An 18,264-nucleotide genomic window follows, 5' to 3' on the forward strand; every position below is an offset into this window, starting at 1 on the left:
CCGCCCTCCGCCGCCCGGGCGGCGGGCCTCAGGGCAGGATCGAGTCGACGTACCCGCCGTCGACGCGCAGGGCGCCGCCCGTCGTGGCCGAGGCCAGGGGCGAGCTGAGGTAGACGACCATGTTCGCGATCTCCTCCGGTTCGATCAGCCTCTGGAGGAGGGACTGCGGCCGGTGCTCCCGCATGAAGACGCGCTGGGCCTCCTCCCACGGCAGGTCCCTGTCGACCAGCTGGTAGACGAACTCCTCCACGCCGCCCGTGTGCGTGGGGCCCGCGATCACGGAGTTGACCGTGACCCCCGTCCCCGCGGCCTCCTTGGCGAAGCCCCGGGACACCGAGAGCAGGGCGGTCTTGGTCACGCCGTAGTGGATCATCTCGGCGGGGACGACCACCGCCGAGTCGCTGGCGATGTTCAGCACCCGGCCCCAGCCGCGCTCCTTCATGCCCGGCAGGAGCCCTCGCGTCATGCGCACCGCCGTGAGGACGTTGACCTCGAAGTAGCGCCGCCACTCGTCGTCGTCCACCTCCAGCGCGGGCCGGGCGCCGAAGATGCCGAGGTTGTTGACGAGGATGTCCGCGTGCCCCGCCGCGTCGAGGACGCGGCGCGCGCCCTCGTCGGTGGCGATGTCCCCCGGGGCGGCGACCAGCTCGGCCCCGGGGAGCTCCCGGCCCAGGCCCTCCAGCGCCCGGCCGACGGACTCCCCGGTCCGGCCGTTGACGGCGACCCGGGCGCCGGCGCGGGCCAGGCCCAGCGCGATGGCGAGGCCGATGCCCTGGGTGGAACCGGTGACCAGGGCGGTCCTGCCGGACAGGTCGATGCGCATGCGGGGCTCCCTACCGTCGGAAGGCGGCTCCGGTGGGGCGGAGCGCCGGACACGAAGGTAGTCGCGCGCGCGGCCCGCGCACAACGGCGACCCGCGGGCGCCGCCGGGCGGGTGCGGGGCGGGCCCCGCACCGCCCGGCGCCCCGGACGCCCTCCGGGCGTCAGGCCAGGGCGCGCAGGGTCTCGGCCAGCGGGGTGGTCGGGCGGCCGATCAGGCGGGACAGCTCTCCGCCGGCGGCCTCGAGCTCCCCGTCGCGGATGTTGGCGTCCAGGGCGACGACGAACCCGGCGGTGCCCTCGTCCAGTCCGGCCGCGGTCAGCGCGGCCAGGTGCTCCTCGGGGGTGAGGTCGCGGTAGACGACCTCGCGGCCGAGCACCTCGCCGAGGTCCCGGGCCAGTTCCGGGTAGGTCCAGGCGGTGTCGCCGGAGAGCTCGTACACGGCGCCGGCGTGGGCCTCCGGGGCGCGGAGGACGGCCGACGCGGCCTCGGCGTAGTCCTGCCGGGAGGCGCTGGCGACCCTTCCCCCGCCGACGCTGCCGGTGACGGCGCCGCTCTCGCGGGCCCGGTCGAGCTGCTGCCCGTAGTTCTCGTTGTACCAGCCGTTGCGCAGGATCGTGGCGGGGACGCCGGAGGCGGCGAGGACCTCCTCCGTGGCCTTGTGCTCGGGGGCCAGGACCAGGGTGGTGTCGTCGGCCCTGGGGGCGCTGGTGTAGACGATGTGCCCGATCCCGGCCTCCTGCGCGGCCCGGACGGCGTTGGTGTGCTGGGGCACCCGTCGGCCGACCTCGCTCCCGGAGATCAGGAGCAGGGTGTCGGCCCCCTGGAAGGCGGCCTTCAGTGACTCCGGGTCGTCGAGGTCGGCGCGCGCGGTCCGCACTCCGGTGGCGGCGAGCGCGGCCAGCCGGCCGGCGTCACGCCCGGTCGCGGTGATCCGGTCGGCGGGGAGGCCCTGGGCCAGGAGGTCGGCGACGACGAGGCGGCCGAGGTGGCCGGTGGCGCCGGTGATGACGACGGACATGCGGGTCCTTCCGATCGCGGGCCGGGGGTTCCCGGCCTTCGTGCGGTGGCAACAGGCCTGTTCTCGAGCGCATTCCAGAAGTCGTGTACGCACCTTTAAGTGAGGTACCTACCTTTTGGTAAGGTCCGGGCATGAAGACGTCGCAGGAGAACCCGGCCGGCCCGTGGCCCCGGGGGGAGGTCCTGTCCTCGGACTGCCCCTCGCGGCGGCTGCTGGGGGACGTCACCAGCAAGTGGGGGGTGCTCGTCCTGATCTCCCTCGCCGAAGGGCCGCTGCGCTGGAGCGGGCTGCTGCGCGCCATCGGCGGGATCAGCGAGAAGATGCTCGCCCAGACCCTGCGCACCCTCGAGGCGGACGGGCTGGTCCTGCGCGACGCCAGGCCGGTGGTCCCTCCGTACGTGGTCTACAGCCTCACCGACGAGGGCCGCGAGGTGACCGCGCTGCTGCTGCCGCTCGTGGAGTGGGCCCAGGACCACGTCGCCGCCCCCGGCACGGGAGCCGGGCCGGACGGGGACGCGTAGGCCCCCGGACGCCGGACACGGAGGCGGCCGTGCGCGGCCCGCGCACGACGGCGCCCCGCGGGCCCCGCCGGGCGGACCCCGCACCCTCGGATCCCGCCCCATGGGACGACGGTGCGCCTTCTCCCTTTCTCCTTTCACAGAATTCCCATCCACACCTCTCCCCCCAAGATTTCCGACATACAGCCGAGCAACCGCTTTCCCTACCCGCAAGCACAATCCACCGACAATACGCAACCCTTGACACAAGGGATTCCGCGTGGTGCACCCACATCGGAACACGGTGGTCCACCCCCCGACCTGCGGCCCGCCGGTAGAACATTTCTCGACCCCGGCGACGAAGTCCGGAAGTGCGAACGGGAATCCGCTCCTCCGCCTCCCCGACCCGGGGAACGAAAAGGGAAATCGCCCCTCCGGCACCATGCAAAACACCCTCAGCAGCAGAGGCAGGTATCCCAGCAGGTCGCAGCGGTATTTCCCGGTTTCCCTTGACATCGCCCGAAGCAAATGGAAACTGATACTGCCGACCTTCGGCCCGGCGTCCCCCGCCGGCCTTGCTCTCCCGCCGTTCCCCGAGATCATGACCGGCAAGCACGAGGAGCCGACCACCGCCCACCTGCGCATAACCGGTCCATGATCGATATTTCTCGAGCGTCCCGCTCGTGCCACGCGAACGGCCCACCACCAACGTGCGAAACAGGGGCGATATCCTGATGCATGCGTTTCCCCAGGAAGGCGACACCGTCACCACGCGGCGGAAACAGTTCGCCGAATCCGGATACCTCGTCCTTTCGGGCCTGCTCCCCGACCCCCTCCTCGGCAGCCTCCTGCCCGAGGTCGACCGCTGGGTGGACGAGGGCCTGCGCGACCGCTCGATCGCCGCCTGCCTGGCCCCGGACGTGCACGGCCCTCCCCCGCTCCTGGAGCTGGAGCTGCCCGCCCACGGGCGGCTCCTCACCCACGAGCCGCTGATGGAGGTCCTGTCCGAGCTCATGGGCCCCTCCTTCGTCTTCCACCACCTGCACAGCGACCGGCACGGGGCCGCGACCACCGGCAAGCCCTGGCACCACGACCACGAGCCCAACGACCGGGAGGACCCGGACCTGCTGATGGTGCACGCCCTGCACTACCTCGGCGGCCTCGACCGGACCGTCGGGAGCCTCGCGGTCCTGCCCGGCTCCCACCGCGAGCACGCGGACAAGACGGCCCGCGCCCACCTGGGGACCGCGGAGCTGCCGGGCGAGGTCGTCATCGACAGCCTCCCTCCCGGTTCCACCGTGCTGATGAACTCCGCCCTGTTCCACGCCCGCAGACCCGCCGGCCCCGACCCCTCCCGCCCCCGCTACTTCGTCGACGCGTCGTACTGCCAGGCCGGCGCGCGGTGGCGGCCCGTCAAGCCCTACTGGCGGTACATGCTCTCCCGCGCCCGCGAGCTCGACCTGGGCGGCGGGCGGTGGCCCGAGCTGTTCTCCGCCCGGCACTTCACCGAGTACGCGGCGGCCGAGCGGGGGGCCACCGCGTGAGGCTCGTCCACCCGGTCACGTACGACCAGGTGAGGGCGGTGTACCTGCGCGACCATCCCGCCGACCGGCCCCACGCGGCCAACTCCAACCGCGACGGCGAGAAGGCCCTGGCCATGGCCGAGGACCTGCTCGGCGCCTGGTCCCTGGTCCGGCTGACGAGGGAGGAGGTGCTCGGCGTGGTCCTGCCCTGGCACCTGAGCGAGGGGGGCGCGGTCGAGCTGGTGCCCCGGTCCGGCCTGACGGTCGGCGAGGCCGCGGACCGGATCCGCGCGGGCGGTCCGGGCATGGCCGCGGCCAACCCGGTCTGCGCGCGGAAGCTGGAGCTGTTCCGGAGCGCGCCCCTGACCCCGGTCTACCTGAGCACCCGTCCGGTGCCGCACTCCGACTACGGGGACCTCCGCGTCCGCACCGGCCTCATCCACCTGGACGGCCTGCACCGCATGATCGCCTGGGAGCTGTCCCGGCGCCTGTCCCCCGGGGAGCCGCTGGAGGCGTTCGTGGCCGGCTCCCCCGTCCCGGCCACGCATCCACGACACCGCCGCCCCGACACCGCGCGAACCGGAGGCCCACACCCTTGACCCGTACGATGCGTCCCGCGCTCTCCCTCCCCGACCTGCTCACCCGGGGGGCCCGGTCCCATCCGGACCGGACGGCGCTGACCGACGGCGTCCGCTCCCTCGACTACCGCGCGCTCCACGCCGCGTCCGGTCGCGTCGCCGCCCACCTGCACGGCCTCGGCGCCGGGCGCGGCGACCGGGTGGCGGTGATCGGCCCCCGCGACGGCCGCGTGTGCGCACTGCTGTACGGCGTCCTGCGCTCGGGCGCCGCCGCGGTGCTCATCGACCCCTCGTGGAGCGCGCCCGACGTGCGGGCGCGCCTGGACGCCGTCGCCGTGCGGCACGTGCTCGGCACCGACGGGGCGGTGCCGGCGCCCGAGGGGTACCGCGCCGAGGTGCTGGACGTGGACGCGCTGGCCGCCGCGGGGCCGGTCGACCCGCCGGTGCCGGCCGCCGCGCCGGGGACCGAACCGGCCTCGGACACGGCCTACCTGTCCTTCACGTCGGGGTCCAGCGGGGAGCCCAAGGCCGTCGCGGTGACCCACGCCAACGCCGTCCACTACGCCCGTTCGCTGCGCCGCCGGCTGGGGCTGACCCGCGCGGACGCGCCGTGCGTCGCGCACGTCACGACGATGGCGGCCGACCTCGGCCACACCTCGTGGCTGCTCGCCCTCGCCACGGGCGGCTCGGTGCACGTGGTGCCCGACCACGAGACCCGCGACCCCGAGGCGTTCTGGGCGTCCCTGGCCGGCGCCGGGGTGTCGGTGCTCAAGACGACCCCCTCCCACCTGACGGCCCTGCTGGAGGGGCGGCCCCCCGGGAGCCCGCCGCTGGGCACGCTGCTGCTGGGCGGTGAGACGCTCCCCCGCTCCCTCGCCGCCGGCCTCCTCTCCGGGGGCGTGGCGGACCGCGTGGTCAACCACTACGGGCCCACGGAGACCACGATCGGCGCGACGTGCTTCGTCGCCGACTCCCCCGCCGACCTCCCGGCGGACGAGGCGACGGTCCCCGTCGGCACGGCGCTCGGGGACGTCTCCCTGCGCCTGCTCGGCCCCGACGGCCTGCCGGTCCCCGACGGGGTGGAGGGGGAGCTCCTCATCGGCGGGCGCGGGGTCACCGCCGGCTACCACGACCGTCCCGACGAGACGGCGCTCCGCTTCGTCCGGCACGACGGGGAGCGGGTGTACCGGACCGGCGACACATGCCGCCGCCGCCCGGACGGGAACCTCGTCTTCACCGGCCGGACGGACCGCCAGGTCAAGATCCGGGGCTTCCGGGTGGACCCCGCCGAGGTGGAGTGGGTGATCGGCGAGTCCCCCGGCGTCGGCCAGTCCGCGGTGTTCGTGCGGGAGAACTCCTCGGGGGGACAGCTCCTGGCCGCGGTGCGCCCGGCGGCCGGGCACGACGAGGGGGCCGTGCTCGACGCGCTCCGCTCCCACCTGCGCGACAGGCTGCCCGGGTACTCGATCCCGCAGCCGATCGTCGCCCTGCCCGACTTCCCCACCGGGCCGAACGGCAAGCTCGACCGCGACCGCCTGGCCGCGGTCGTGGACGGGGTCCTGGCGAGCGGCGGCAGGCGGTCCGGCCCCGGCCGGGACGCGGCTCCGGAGCGGATCGGGATGCCCCTGGTGCGGGCGGTCGCGGAGCTGTGGGCGGGCGCGCTGGGCCTGCCCTTCGTGGACCCGCACGCCGACGTGCTCGAACTCGGCGGCGACTCGATCCTGGCCATGCGCACGGTCACGCTGCTGCGGCGGTCCGGGTACCGCGTGGCGTTCGAGGACTTCTACCGGAACCCGACCCCGATGCTCCTGGCCTCCGCCGCCCGGCCGGCGGGCGAGGACGCGGAGGTCGGCGAGGGCGCGGGAGCCGAGGGGCCCGGGGAGGGCGGCGCGCTCGCGCCGGCCCAGCGCTGGCTGTTCCGGCAGCGCCTCGGGGACCACCGGCACTGGAACCAGTCCGCCGTGCTGTGCTGCGGGGTGCCGGTGGACGCGGCGGCCCTCTCCGCGGCGGTGGAGGACGTGCTGCGGCGCCACCCGGCGCTGCGGCAGCCGGTGGGCCCCGAGGGCCCGGGGGTCCCCCGCCCCGCCGGCGACGTGGACGCGGTGACCTTCTCCTCCCTGCCCCGCACCACGGGCCAGCTGGCGGAGGCGGTCGAGGCCACGTGCTCCGAGCTGCAGCGCGGCATGGACCCGCGGGCCGGACGCCTGATCCGGGTCCACCTCTTCTCCGGCGGGCACGGCGTCCGGGACCGGCTCGCGGTGATCGTCCACCACCTGGCCGTCGACGGCCTCTCCTGGCGGATCCTGCTCGACGACCTCGCCCACGCCTACCGGGCGGCCCTCTCCGGGCAGCGGTCCGACCTGCCGCCCACGGCCGACTTCTACCGGTGGGCGGCGAAGGCCCCGCCACCTCCCCCCGCGCCGGAGCGGGCCGTGCCGGAGCCCGCCGGGACCACCGAGCCGGTGGCCCTCACCTGGGCGCTGGACGAGAGCGCCACCGCCCGGCTCGTCCGGCGCCACGGGCGGGCCCAGCGCCTGGAGGCGTTCCTGCTGACGGCCCTGGCCGAGGCCGCCCTGCGCTGGAGCGGCCGGTCGCGCCTGGGGGTGGAGGTGGAGACCCACGGCCGCGACACCACCGGCGAGGGCGGCGACCACATGGACACCGTCGGCTGGTTCACGGCGGTCAAGCACGTGGTCGTCGACCACCCCGTCCGGGCGGTGCGGGCCGGGGCGGCGGACACCGTCCGCGGGTCCCGGCGCGAAGACCGCGCCGGCCGGACCGCCTCCGCCCCGGCCCTGCGGGGGGCGGACGGCCGCCCGGCGGGCGCGGACACCGTGGCCGAGCGTGCGCGCGAGGTCGAGCGCCGCGTCCGGGAGGCCCCGGAGCTGCCGATGGACGCGCCGGGCCCGCGCCCCGACGTGGGGTTCAACTTCCTGGGCACGTTCGAGCTGCCCGACGAGCCGTCGCTGCGGTGGTCCGTCGCTCCCGAGGCGGGCGGGGCGGCGCGCTGCCCGGACGGCGATCCCCTGTACCGGATGCGCCTGACCGCCCGCATCGTCGAGGGGCGGCTGGTGACCGACCTCGTGTACGCGTGGCCGCGGCTGTCCCACGACGCGGCCCACGGCGTCGTCGCGTCCTTCGGCCGCGCCGTGGCGGCCGAGGCGGGCGCCACTCCCCTGCCCCACACCAGGTCCCCCGTCTCGACCTCCGGGCGGCTGCTGTACGACGGCTCCGTCCGGCCCGCGCCGCGCGCACGGGTCACCGGCGAGCCGGTGCGGGTCCTGCTCACCGGCGCCACCGGCTACGTGGGAAGGCACCTGCTCCCCGCGCTCACGGCCCGGGGGGCCAGGGTCACGTGCCTGGTGCGGGGCGAACGCGACGCCGACGCCGCGCTGCGGCTCCCCCCGGGACCGGAGGGCGCCGGGGCCGGCCGGGGCGGGTTCGACGTGGTCGCGGGCGACATCGACCGCGAGGGCCTGGGCCTGTCCCCCGAGGCCCTCGCCCGCGTGCGGGACGTGCAGGTGGTCGTGCACGCCGCCGCGGACGTGCGCCTGGTGGCCCCGCCCGCCGACCTGGAGCGGACCAACGTCGCCGCGGTCCGGCGGCTGCTCGGGTGGGTCGACGCGCAGGTCCCCGGCGCCCGGCTGCACCACCTGTCGACCCTGGCCGTCGCCGGCGGGGTGGAGGGGCCGGCCCGCCGGTTCAGCGAGGCGGACCTGCGGATCGGCCAGGGGTTCCGCACCCCCTACGAGAGGACCAAGTTCGCGGCCGAGGAGGCCGTCCGCGCCTGGGCCGCGTCGGGCCGCCAGTGCTACGTCCACCGCAGCGGGCACGTCGCGGCGCACAGCGCCACGGGGGCATTCCAGGCCAACGTGGAGGACAACAGGGTCTACCAGCTGGTCCGCGGCTACGTCCTGGCCGGGGCGGCGCCGAGCCGGCCCGGGGAGACCTTCGCGTTCTCCCACGTCGACACGGTGGCGGCCGGGATCGCGGCGATCGTGGCGAACCCGTACGCGGCACCGGGCGCCTACCACGTCGAGACGCCGCACACGGTGCCCCACGACGAGCTCGTGTCCTGGCTCGTCGGCCTGGGCTACCCGATCGAGCTGACCGGCGAGGACGCGTTCGCCGCCGCCCTGGCCCGGGTGGAGCGGACCAGGCCGACCGCCGCGCGGCTGGCGTCGGCGTGGTCGCAGCTGGAGGACCGCAACGTCGTGGTGGACAGCTCCTCCACCGCGGCCGCGCTCGACCGTGTCGGCGTGCGCTTCGCCCCGCCGACCCCCGCGTGGTGGTCCGCCGCCATGGCGTGGGCCGCCGGTGTCGGCTTCCTGCCGGAACCGGGTGCCGATGTTCACGACGAAGGGAACGATCCTCACCATGACCGATGACACCGTGACCGAGATCGGCTGGGGCAGCACGACCCTGGACACCCGTCGAGCGCTGTGGTCGCAGCCGCTCGGCGACGAGGACAGGCGCCTGCTCTGGGCGGACGCCACCGCCGGGAGGTGGGACGGGGCCGCACACGTGCGCGACGGGCTCCGCGCCTTCACGGAGGAGAGCATCCGCTCGGTGGGCTTCGCCCACATACCCAACCTGATGGACGCCTCGGCGGACGGCGGGGAGATCGTGCGGGCCCTGTCCTTCGTGATGCGGGACTTCGGCGAGATCATCCCGCAGAACGCCCAGGGCGACCTGTGGCAGGTCCTGCGCGACCGGGACGGGGACGGGGCCACCGAGCTGGGGTTCCACTGCGACACCTGCGACGTGCTCGTCCTGCTCTGCCTCCAGCCCGCCGTGCTGGGCGGCGGCGACACCAAGCTGGCGAGCGCGCGGTACGTGCGGGAGATCATCGAGCGCGAGCGCCCGGACGTCCTGGCGACCCTGGAGGAGGACTGGACCTTCGACCGGACGGGGCGGGCCGGGCAGCAGGTCATCGTCTCCCCGATCCTGTTCACCCAGGAGGACGGGACGGTGGGCTGCTACTACCAGACCCGTACCGTGCGCACCTCGCCGGAGAGGGGCGGGCCGCCGCTGACCGAGCGCCAGTGGGAGGCCCTCGACGTCCTCGACGAGGTCCTCTACCGGCCGGAGATCGCCTTCGGCCTGCGGCTGGCGGCGGGTGACCTGCTGCTCATCCGCAACAGCAGGGTCCTGCACGGGCGCTCCCCCTACGTGGACGAGCCCGGCCCCCGCGCGCGCCGGGTGCTGCGGGCGTGGATGAACACGGGCAGCCGGTGAGCCCCCGCGGGGAGGACCGCGCGCCGGACCACTCGGAACGACGGGGCGCGGGGGGACGCGACGCGGGCCGGTCCCGCGCGCGCGGGACCGCCGTGGTCACCGGGGGCGGCAGCGGCCTGGGCAGGGCGGCCGCGCTCGCCCTGCTCGCGGACGGCTGGTCGGTCGCGGTGGCCGGGCGCCGCAAGGAGGCGCTGGAGGAGACCGTCGGCCTCGCCGGGCCGGACGCCGACCGGGTCCTGGCCGTGCCGACCGACATCCGCAGCCCCGCGGAGGTGGAGGCCCTGTTCGCCGCGGTGCGCGAGCGGTTCGGCCGGGTGGACCTGCTGTTCAACAACGCGGGCGCGGCGGTCCCCCGCACGCCCGTGGAGGAGGTGGCGACGGAGGACTGGCAGCGGATCATGGACACCACCGTCACCGGGACCTTCCTGTGCGCACAGGAGGCGTTCCGCGTGATGCGCGGGCAGTCGCCGCCGGGCGGGCGCATCATCAACAACGGGGCCCCGTCCGCCCACGTGCCGCGGCCCAACTCCGTCGCCTACACCACGGCCAAGCACGCGGTCCTGGGCCTGACCCGGGCCCTGTCCCTGGACGGGCGGGCGCACGGCATCGCCTGCGGGCAGATCGACGTGGGCAACGTGGCCCCGGCGGACGGCGGCCCGCAGCCGCCCGCGATGCAGGCCGACGGGACGATGGCGGTGGAGCAGACCATCCCCGTGGAGAGGTTCACGGAGTCGCTGCTGCTGATGGCGTCGATGCCCCTGGAGGCCAACGTGCAGTACCTGACGGTGCTGCCGACGACGATGCCCTTCGTCGGGCGGGGGTGAGCGGGTGTTCGTGAGCGCGCGCTCCTTCGAGGAGTACCGGGCGATGTTCTCGCTCTCGGACCACGACCTGTCGCTGCGGATCCTGGACTGCCCCGGCGGCGCCGCGAGCTTCGTGGCGGAGGCCGGGGCCCGGGGCACGGACGCGGTGGCCGTGGACCCCCAGTACGGGCCGGGCCGGGAGGGGCTGGGGGAGCTGGCCCTGCGGGAGAACGAGCACAAGCACGCGGAGCTGGTCGAGCGCGCCGGGGAGTACGACTGGAGCTGGTTCGGCGGTCCGGCGCGGTACACGCGGATGCGCTCGCGGTCGGCGCGCGCCTTCGGCGCGGACGTCGCGGCGCGGCCCGGGCGGTACGTCCTGGGCTCGCTGCCGGACCTGCCGTTCGCGGACCGCTCGTTCGACCTCGTGCTCAGCTCCCACCTGCTGTTCTCCTACGGCGAGCAGCTGGGCGAGGACTGGCACCGGGACGCGCTCCTGGAGCTGGTGCGCGTGTCCCGTGGACAGGTACGGCTGTACCCCCTGTTCCAGCACACGAGCCACAAGCGGTATCCGGCGCTGGACCGGATGCGGGAGGCGCTGGCGGAGTGCGGCGTCTCCTCCCGGGTGGAGGGTGTGGACTACGCGTTCGCCCTCGGGGACCGGGAGATGCTGGTGCTGGAGTGCGCCGGCGACCGCATGCCGTCGGGGTCCTCCCGCGAGGGCGGGGGCACGTCCGCGGCGTTCGACCCGGTGCGCTGGAGGCACCTCGAAGCGGAACGGTGACGAAGGGGCGCGGGGCGGGTCGCGGGGACGCGGCCCGCCCCGCCGCCGTCGCACGGCCCGGCCCTTGCGGGGGCGGGCGGCCGGGGCGGGTGCGCTCGGGACCGGACCGCCGGGCGCCGGGGCGCGGCCCCCGGGGATGAGAACGGCCACATCCGGGGTGCCGACACCGCCCCAGATTGCATGTTCATTCATTTTTCTGCATACTTATTTTCATGTCCAAGGTACTCACTTCCCTTCCTGTCGGCGAACGCGTCGGAATCGCCTTCTCGGGGGGCCTCGACACGTCCGTGGCCGTCGCGTGGATGCGCGAAAAGGGCGCGGTTCCCTGCACGTACACCGCCGACATCGGCCAGTACGACGAGCCCGACATCGCCTCGGTGCCCGGCCGCGCCAACGCCTACGGCGCGGAGGTCGCCCGGCTGGTCGACGGCCGCGCCGCCCTGGTCGAGGAAGGGCTCGCCGCCCTGGCCTGCGGCGCGTTCCACATCAGGTCCGGCGGGCGCCCCTACTTCAACACCACCCCGCTCGGCCGCGCCGTCACCGGCACCCTCCTGGTCCGCGCCATGCTCGACGACGGCGTGCAGATCTGGGGCGACGGCTCCACCTACAAGGGCAACGACATCGAGCGGTTCTACCGCTACGGCCTGCTCGCCAACCCCTCCCTGCGCATCTACAAGCCGTGGCTCGACGCCGACTTCGTCAACGAGCTCGGCGGGCGCAAGGAGATGTCCGAGTGGCTGGCCGAGCGCGACCTGCCCTACCGGGACAGCACGGAGAAGGCCTACTCCACCGACGCCAACATCTGGGGCGCCACCCACGAGGCCAAGTCCCTCGAACACCTCGACACCGGCATCGAGATCGTCGACCCCATCATGGGCGTGCGGTTCTGGGACCCCGAGGTCGAGATCGCCCCCGAGGACGTCACGATCGGCTTCGAGCAGGGCCGGCCGGTGACCATCAACGGCCGCAGGTTCGACACCGCCGTGGACCTGGTGCTGGAGGCCAACGCCATCGGCGGCCGGCACGGCCTGGGCATGTCCGACCAGATCGAGAACCGGGTCATCGAGGCCAAGAGCCGGGGCATCTACGAGGCCCCGGGCATGGCCCTGCTGCACGCCGCCTACGAGCGCCTGGTCAACGCCATCCACAACGAGGACACCCTCGCCAGCTACCACAACGACGGCCGCCGCCTGGGCCGGCTGATGTACGAGGGCCGCTGGCTGGAGCCGCAGGCGCTGATGGTGCGCGAGTCGCTCCAGCGCTGGGTGGGCACCGCCGTCACCGGCGAGGTGACCCTGCGGCTGCGCCGCGGCGAGGACTACTCGATCCTGGACACGACCGGGCCGTCGTTCAGCTACCACCCGGACAAGCTGTCCATGGAGCGCACGGAGGACTCCGCGTTCGGTCCCGGCGACCGCATCGGCCAGCTCACCATGCGCAACCTCGACATCGCCGACTCGCGGGCCAAGCTGGAGGACTACGCCAGGATCGGCATGGTCGGCAGCGGCGACGCCCACCCGACCTCGATCGGCGCCGCCCAGGCGGCGGCGACGGGTCTGATCGGCGCGATGCCCGAGGGCGGCGCCGAGGCGATCGCCTCCCGCGGCCAGGCCGCCGACGAGGACTGGCTCGACCACGTCGCCATGGAGTCCGGCACGGACTGAGGCCCGCTCCCGCCGTCCGCACCGCCTTCCGGGGGCCGGCGCGGACGGCGGCGGGTCCGGTCTCCCGGCCCTCCCGCGACGTCGGGCGGCCTCTCGGTACCGAGGTTCGGTACCGAGAGGCCGCCCGCGCTCATTCCCGGGGGAACAGCGCGTCGGTGAAGGCGTTGCGGAACGTGCCGCCGGGGTCCATGCTCCGCGCCAGGCGGGCGAAGTCGTCCGCGCGCCCGTACCCCGCGACGACGTCCCCGGCCGAGAGCGTGGTGAGCTTCCCCCAGTGCGGCCGGGCGCCCAGGGGCGCCAGGAGCCCCTCCACCTCGGCCAGGACGGCCACCACCGCCTCCGCGTCGCTGACCCAGGTGAAGTGGAACGTGACGGAGTCGCGGCCGTGGGCGGGGCTCAGCCACAGGTCGTCCCCGCGCACCGTGCGCACCTCCGACACGTGCAGGAGCGGGGCCACCTTGTGCCCGATGCCGCGCAGGGCGGCGAAGGCCCGCGCCGCCTGCTCCCGTGGCAGGTACAGCTCCGACTGGAGCTCGTCGCCCGCGCTCGGCGTCACGTCGGGCCGGAAGTGCGGCAGCCGCTCGTGCCAGGGCCCGGCGACCCCCAGCTGCACGGTGCAGGACTCCGTCGGCATGCCCGGCACGGGGTGCACCGGTCCATCCGCCGGCCGTCCGCCCTCCCACGGGCGCTCGGGCAGGTCGGTCCGGTGCTTGAGCCACACGTCGGCGGCGCCCCGGGCCCAGCCAGTGAACGCGCTCACGCTGTACGCGGCGCCGAACACCGCGTCGAACCGCTCGGCCACCGCGTCCAGGGGCACGTCGAGGTGGACGCGCTGGGCGACCTCGAAGGCGGGCTCGACGTCCAGGGTGAGCCGGGTGACGACGCCGAGCGCGCCGAGGGAGACCACCGCACCGGGGAACGTGTCGGGGTCGGTGTCGCGGGACAGCTCCACGAGGTCGCCCTCCGGGCCGACCATCTGCACGGCCCGCACGGAGGCGGCGAGGCAACGCCGGCCGTCCCCGGAGCCGTGGGTGCCGGTGGCGCACGATCCGGCGACGGAGATGTGCGGCAGGGAGGCCATGTTCGCGAGGGCGAACCCGTCCCGGTGCAGGGCGGCGGAGAGGTCGGCGTAGCTCGTGCCGGCGGACACCGCCACGGTCCCCGCCACTGGGTCGACGGCGATGTCCGGCGGAAGGCCGTCGAGGCGGACCAGCTCGTGGTCGGAGTCGGCCACCCTGCTGAAGGAGTGGCCGCTGCCGAGGGCCCGGATCCTGGGGCTGTCGCGGACGAGGCGGCGCAGTTCGTCCAGGGTCGAGGGCCGGTGCACCGCCGTGTGGGAGAAGGCGACGTTCCCGGCCCAGTTCCTGAGGGGCGGGGGTGGGCTCGGGGGGCGGGATGAACTCGGGGGTGGGGTGGTGGACATGGGGCCTCCTTGACCGCCGGGGGACGCCCGTGCATCTTCTCCCGTAGCCCATGCCACTGACACGGCCGGGGTCCGTGAGTCCGGGGTCCGCGTGGATGCGGGGCCCGCTGGGGTGACCGTGTGCCCCGCTCCCCCGTGTCGCGCGGCGGGGCGGTCGTTCGCGTGGGGTGGCCACTTCCAGCCAAAACCACTCACAGTAACCGGCCTGTGGGCTACTGTGCCGGTCGTAGGCAGGCCCCTCCCCCTTTTTTGGAGGACACCGTGGGACGACACGACAAACCCGACAGCACCAACACCGGCCAGGGCGGCTCCGCCGGCGGCGACGGCCAGGACCCCAAGAAGCACGGAAGCGAACCCCTACCCCACCCAGTCCGGCGACGGCACGGACCCCAACCGGTGACCACACCCGGCGCCCGTCTGGCCCGCGCCCTCACCATCGCGGGCCACATCATCGCCCCCCGGTGGCACCGGGCGATCCTCGCGGTGGACCGGGCCGGGTTCATCCCCGGCACCGTGTGGGTCACCTCCAACGACCACCCCGGTTACTACGTGCCGGTCACCCGCGAGGACCCCGACCACGCCCGTTGGACGCACGAGGACTACGCGCTCGCGACCCAGGTGGACGACGGCGCCCCGGCCGGGGGCCCGAACGGCGAACCCGGGTGGGGCAGGTTGCGGACCTCCAGCCTCAGCCAACCGTCGTTGGTCGTGGACATGCTCCAACAGCTCGACGCCGCCGAGGGGCACCGGGTGCTGGAGATCGGCACGGGGACGGGCTACAACACGGCGCTGCTCTGTCACTCGCTCGGGGAGAAGGCGGTGGTGTCCGCCGAGATCGACCCAGAGCTCGCCCGGATCGCCGTCGACAACCTCGACCGCGCCGGTTACCGGCCGACCGTGCTGGACCAGGACGGCACCGGGCACCTGGGAACCGGTCTCGGTGCGGACCGCTTCCACCGGGTGATCTCCACCGTCGCGGCCCGAGGGTCCATCCCCCACTCCTGGGTGCGGCAGACGTGGCCGGGCGGGGTGATCGTGACCCCCTGGGAGGTAGGGACCCGCCCCGGGGTACTGGTGCGGCTGGAGGTCGCTGAGGACGACACCGCGCACGGGCGGATCGTCGGCGAGGCCCCGTTCATGGTGTTGCGCTCCCAGCGTCCCGACAGCCGCCGTATCCGGGACCTGGTGGACGAGGACGACCCCGGCAAACAGGCCGGAACCACCACCGTGAACCCCCGCCTGGTCGCCTACGAGCACCCCGGATGGCAACTCGTTCTCGGACACCTGGTGCCCGGCCTGCGGTACGCCGTCTACGAGGCGTCGGAGGAGCGGCCCGAGTGCGCGGGCGAGGCGTCCGTGTACGTGGCCACCCCGGACGGGTCATGGGCGCTGGGCGAGTACACACCGACCGGCGGCCCCTACGTCACCGAACGGGCCGGGGGCCGGGACCTGTGGGCGGAGGTCGGTGCGGCGTGGGAGGCGTGGGAACGGGCGGGTCGGCCGGGCCGGGAGCAGTTGGGGGTGACCGTGGACGCGGAAGGGACGCGGTTGTGGGCGGGTTCCCCGGACGGGGTTCTACGGCCGCTGGGGGCGACTGCCAAGGGCGGGTAGCTCTGTGGAAGTGCGCGACAGAGGCTGGGCGGCGCACGTGAGCGGCAGGCAGGAGGGGGTCTTTGGTCCTGGTGGTGTGTGGCGCCCCCGAGGTAGCCTGGTTCCGCTGAACATAGAACCGGACCCCGCCAATATCCGTGGCGGGGTCCGATCTGTTCCAACAGAGGGGCTACTTCATGGCCCTCAACACCTGCGTCCAAGCCTCCCGGCTGAACTCCACGTGTCCGCGTTCACGGTTCTGAGTGTCCCTCACAAGCACGTGCACACCCTCGGACACCTCGACGCAGTTCTGAGAGCCGTTGCTTCGCTTGGACTTGTGCCACGGGCCCTGCTCAGGCTGACTGGGCCTTGCCATACCGCTCACTCCACTCCTTCAACAACGCCAACGAATCGCCCGGTGAGCGGGCGTTCGCCTGCAATCTACTGAACAGCACCCCGAACTGCCGCACCGACACCGGGTCATCAGTTGACTGACCACCGTAGATCGACTCCACGTAGACCAGGTCCGGGGCTCCTACTGACATCAGTACCGAGTATGGCCCGTCGAGACCGGGGTTGGGGTACTGGCCCCAGCCGTGCAACTGCAACATGATTCTGCCCGACTCAGCCTTCTTAATGACCTCGTCGATCTGCTCCTTCATGGTCGAGGGTGGCCCCACGGGACGGTGAAGCACGATGTCATCGAGCACTACATGGTATTGCGGTCCATTTGGGCGTAGAACGACCTTGGAACGTTCGAGCCTGAGCGCCACGCGTTCCTTGATCCCCTCCTCACCCAACCATGGCGACCCGGAGCTGAACACGGCACGCGCGTAGGAGCTCACCTGAACCACCCCAGGGAACACGCTGTTGTGGTACTCGCGGATCACCTCCGCCGAGGCCTGGTGTTCGTGGAGTTGCCCCAGCCAATCCACACTGTCCGGTTCGTACAGATCACCATAGGTGCGGATGAGTCGTCCCCCAGCATCGAGGAATGCGTCGACCTCGGCAACCGAAGCCTCACTCAGGGCCCTCCGCCCGTTCTCCACATGGGATATATGTCCGGTTGTGCACTTTATGTGCGAGGCGAGCGCACCTTGGGTCTTTCCAGCTCGTTTGCGCTGCCGCATTAGCGCCATTCCGAATCGTACATCCGGAACCTTGCGGCCATCGACGTCTTGCATGGGTCCATCAAAGCAGCAGGCTTGCGCTAAGTCTACTGAAATTTGCTAGAAGTTGCGTCGATCTATACAAGAGTGGCGGAGTTGCGTTCCAGCCTTTAAATGCTCGGGCATTGGTGGAATCTTGTCGTTAGCCGCAACACCACAGCACCGGTCCCCGGACGCGCGTGACTGGCATGTGGTCGAACCGGACGCACTACCAGATTAAGCCATAAAAAAGCCCCGATGCCGTTCGCTGCGGCACCAGGGCAAAATGCCCCACCTGTCCCGAAAAGACACGAGGTGAAGCAAATGAAGCCTACCGGCGCAGCCGCACCAAAGCCAGACGCAGCCTCCGAACCCGCTCCCGTCGGTGTCCCGTACCCGCACCGCATCGCGTTCTCCGAGCCCCACCGGCACGGCATCGTCCTCGGCCATGAGCGCGACTACACCGCCCTTTCCAAGTGGGTGCGGGCCGTGACCCCCCGGCGGGCCGCGAAACCGGTCTCGCTGGTGGCCGAAGCTCTCACCTCAAACGCCCACCAGCACACGCTCAGCGGGGACCCCGGCGGGACCGTGCGGGTCGTCCTCGACATCGACCCGTTCCTCATCACCATCGCGGTCACCGACCGCGGCCCCCGACCGGACTCCGTCATCCCCTACCCCCGGTTGGGGGACCCCCGCCTGGCACCCCTCCCGGGCCTGCACCTGGTGGACCAGCTCGCCGTTTATTGGGAGTGGGACTGGGCGATCCCCGGTGCGGGTTCGGGGCCGCTGACGATCCGCGCGAAGGTGGAGAACCCGTGAGCGGGTGGAGGCCGGAGCTGGACCGCGAGTACCGGCAGGTGGCCGCCTCGCTCACCTTTCACCACCCCGGCTGGTGGGTGATGTGGTCCTACTCCCTGCGCGTGTGGGTGGCGTTCTACCTCGGCCCCGCGCAGGTCGCCCCGCTGCGCTACGCCGACCCCGACCTGCTGTCCCGGCAGATGCGGCACGTGGTGCGCACGGTCACCTCCGGCCGCTCCCCCTGAAACCCCCTCCGGGCGGCGCTGATCCGCCCGGAGGTTCCCCGCCCGGTGCGTTCGCACCGGGCCGCGGGGCCGCCGCCAAAAGGGGGGCCGGCGGCCCCGCCCCACCCCGTCGGGTCCGGTCGTACTTCCCCGGAC

The 18,264-nt window shown here is 73.5% G+C and carries 16 protein-coding genes; 11 read left to right on the plus strand and 5 right to left on the minus strand.

The genetic code is table 11. From position 1 onward, the window contains the following. Positions 1-28: 28 nt before the first annotated feature. Together ABZ234_RS04165 and ABZ234_RS04170 are read right to left on the minus strand one after the other, a co-directional pair. Entirely contained in the window at positions 29-823 is a 795-nt protein-coding gene (locus ABZ234_RS04165) for an SDR family oxidoreductase (protein WP_355010982.1), read from the minus strand. 160 nt (positions 824-983) lie between these two features. Beyond that, positions 984-1,841: an SDR family oxidoreductase gene (locus ABZ234_RS04170; RefSeq protein ID WP_355010983.1), complete on the minus strand. Its 858-nt coding sequence runs from the start codon at positions 1,839-1,841 to the stop codon at positions 984-986. 131 nt (positions 1,842-1,972) lie between these two features. On the opposite strand from ABZ234_RS04170, the gene ABZ234_RS04175 reads away from it, so the two are divergent. The 8 genes from ABZ234_RS04175 (at position 1,973) to argG (ending at position 12,925) form a co-directional block, all read left to right on the plus strand. Then, positions 1,973-2,362 carry a helix-turn-helix domain-containing protein gene (locus ABZ234_RS04175; RefSeq protein WP_355010984.1) on the plus strand — a complete coding sequence of 130 codons (390 nt, stop codon included), beginning with the start codon at positions 1,973-1,975 and terminating at the stop codon, positions 2,360-2,362. Positions 2,363-3,072: 710 nt separating this feature from the next. Next, positions 3,073-3,882, plus strand: coding sequence for a phytanoyl-CoA dioxygenase family protein (locus ABZ234_RS04180; RefSeq protein WP_355010985.1), 810 nt, complete (start codon positions 3,073-3,075; stop codon positions 3,880-3,882). After that, positions 3,879-4,460, plus strand: a complete 582-nt coding sequence (locus tag ABZ234_RS04185; RefSeq protein WP_355010986.1) for a DUF6309 family protein — start codon at positions 3,879-3,881, stop codon at positions 4,458-4,460. Before ABZ234_RS04180 ends, ABZ234_RS04185 begins: the two co-directional genes overlap by 4 nt. A gap of 8 nt (positions 4,461-4,468) precedes the next feature. Then, on the plus strand, positions 4,469-8,827 hold the full coding sequence (locus ABZ234_RS04190; protein ID WP_355010996.1) for an AMP-binding protein: 4,359 nt from the start codon (positions 4,469-4,471) through the stop codon (positions 8,825-8,827). Further along, the gene (locus tag ABZ234_RS04195; protein ID WP_355010987.1) at positions 8,817-9,677 is read left to right on the plus strand and encodes a TauD/TfdA family dioxygenase; all 861 of its coding nucleotides are present in this window, start codon (positions 8,817-8,819) and stop codon (positions 9,675-9,677) included. The genes ABZ234_RS04190 and ABZ234_RS04195 overlap by 11 nt, the downstream gene beginning before the upstream one ends. 92 nt (positions 9,678-9,769) lie before the next feature. Then, on the plus strand, positions 9,770-10,501 hold the full coding sequence (locus ABZ234_RS04200) for an SDR family oxidoreductase (protein ID WP_355010997.1): 732 nt from the start codon (positions 9,770-9,772) through the stop codon (positions 10,499-10,501). A 4-nt stretch (positions 10,502-10,505) separates the two neighbouring features. Continuing rightward, positions 10,506-11,261 (plus strand): methyltransferase domain-containing protein, encoded by a 756-nt coding sequence (locus tag ABZ234_RS04205; RefSeq protein WP_355010988.1) that lies wholly within the window; start codon positions 10,506-10,508, stop codon positions 11,259-11,261. A 212-nt stretch (positions 11,262-11,473) separates the two neighbouring features. Then, entirely contained in the window at positions 11,474-12,925 is a 1,452-nt protein-coding gene (gene argG / locus ABZ234_RS04210; RefSeq protein ID WP_355010989.1) for an argininosuccinate synthase, read from the plus strand. 130 nt (positions 12,926-13,055) lie between these two features. On the opposite strand, the gene ABZ234_RS04215 is transcribed toward argG, so the two are convergent. Then, positions 13,056-14,348: an FAD-binding protein gene (locus ABZ234_RS04215; RefSeq protein ID WP_355010990.1), complete on the minus strand. Its 1,293-nt coding sequence runs from the start codon at positions 14,346-14,348 to the stop codon at positions 13,056-13,058. Positions 14,349-14,609: 261 nt separating this feature from the next. On the opposite strand from ABZ234_RS04215, the gene ABZ234_RS04220 reads away from it, so the two are divergent. Continuing rightward, positions 14,610-15,959, plus strand: coding sequence for an rRNA adenine N-6-methyltransferase family protein (locus tag ABZ234_RS04220; protein WP_355010991.1), 1,350 nt, complete (start codon positions 14,610-14,612; stop codon positions 15,957-15,959). A gap of 169 nt (positions 15,960-16,128) precedes the next feature. On the opposite strand, the gene ABZ234_RS04225 is transcribed toward ABZ234_RS04220, so the two are convergent. Continuing rightward, the gene (locus tag ABZ234_RS04225; RefSeq protein WP_355010998.1) at positions 16,129-16,314 is read right to left on the minus strand and encodes a DUF397 domain-containing protein; all 186 of its coding nucleotides are present in this window, start codon (positions 16,312-16,314) and stop codon (positions 16,129-16,131) included. Beyond that, entirely contained in the window at positions 16,292-17,122 is an 831-nt protein-coding gene (locus ABZ234_RS04230; RefSeq protein WP_355010992.1) for a helix-turn-helix transcriptional regulator, read from the minus strand. Before ABZ234_RS04230 ends, ABZ234_RS04225 begins: the two co-directional genes overlap by 23 nt. A 288-nt stretch (positions 17,123-17,410) precedes the next feature. On the opposite strand from ABZ234_RS04230, the gene ABZ234_RS04235 reads away from it, so the two are divergent. Continuing rightward, positions 17,411-17,905: an ATP-binding protein gene (locus tag ABZ234_RS04235; protein WP_355010993.1), complete on the plus strand. Its 495-nt coding sequence runs from the start codon at positions 17,411-17,413 to the stop codon at positions 17,903-17,905. Then, entirely contained in the window at positions 17,902-18,129 is a 228-nt protein-coding gene (locus ABZ234_RS04240; protein WP_355010994.1) for a hypothetical protein, read from the plus strand. Before ABZ234_RS04235 ends, ABZ234_RS04240 begins: the two co-directional genes overlap by 4 nt. Positions 18,130-18,264: the final 135 nt, after the last annotated feature.

The organism is Nocardiopsis sp. NPDC006198 (assembly GCF_040613895.1).
Lineage (GTDB): Bacteria > Actinomycetota > Actinomycetes > Streptosporangiales > Streptosporangiaceae > Nocardiopsis > Nocardiopsis tropica.

Excerpts from the sequence above, each read along its gene's own strand:
- ABZ234_RS04165 (WP_355010982.1), bottom strand. The coding sequence starts at position 823 with ATGCGCATCGACCTGTCCGGCAGGACCGCCCTGGTCACCGGTTCCACC.
- ABZ234_RS04170 (WP_355010983.1), bottom strand. The coding sequence starts at position 1,841 with ATGTCCGTCGTCATCACCGGCGCCACCGGCCACCTCGGCCGCCTCGTC.
- ABZ234_RS04175 (WP_355010984.1), top strand. The coding sequence starts at position 1,973 with ATGAAGACGTCGCAGGAGAACCCGGCCGGCCCGTGGCCCCGGGGGGAG.
- ABZ234_RS04180 (WP_355010985.1), top strand. The coding sequence starts at position 3,073 with ATGCATGCGTTTCCCCAGGAAGGCGACACCGTCACCACGCGGCGGAAA.
- ABZ234_RS04190 (WP_355010996.1), top strand. The coding sequence starts at position 4,469 with ATGCGTCCCGCGCTCTCCCTCCCCGACCTGCTCACCCGGGGGGCCCGG.
- ABZ234_RS04195 (WP_355010987.1), top strand. The coding sequence starts at position 8,817 with ATGACCGATGACACCGTGACCGAGATCGGCTGGGGCAGCACGACCCTG.
- argG (WP_355010989.1), top strand. The coding sequence starts at position 11,474 with ATGTCCAAGGTACTCACTTCCCTTCCTGTCGGCGAACGCGTCGGAATC.
- ABZ234_RS04215 (WP_355010990.1), bottom strand. The coding sequence starts at position 14,348 with ATGTCCACCACCCCACCCCCGAGTTCATCCCGCCCCCCGAGCCCACCC.
- ABZ234_RS04225 (WP_355010998.1), bottom strand. The coding sequence starts at position 16,314 with ATGGCAAGGCCCAGTCAGCCTGAGCAGGGCCCGTGGCACAAGTCCAAG.
- ABZ234_RS04230 (WP_355010992.1), bottom strand. The coding sequence starts at position 17,122 with ATGCAAGACGTCGATGGCCGCAAGGTTCCGGATGTACGATTCGGAATG.
- ABZ234_RS04235 (WP_355010993.1), top strand. The coding sequence starts at position 17,411 with ATGAAGCCTACCGGCGCAGCCGCACCAAAGCCAGACGCAGCCTCCGAA.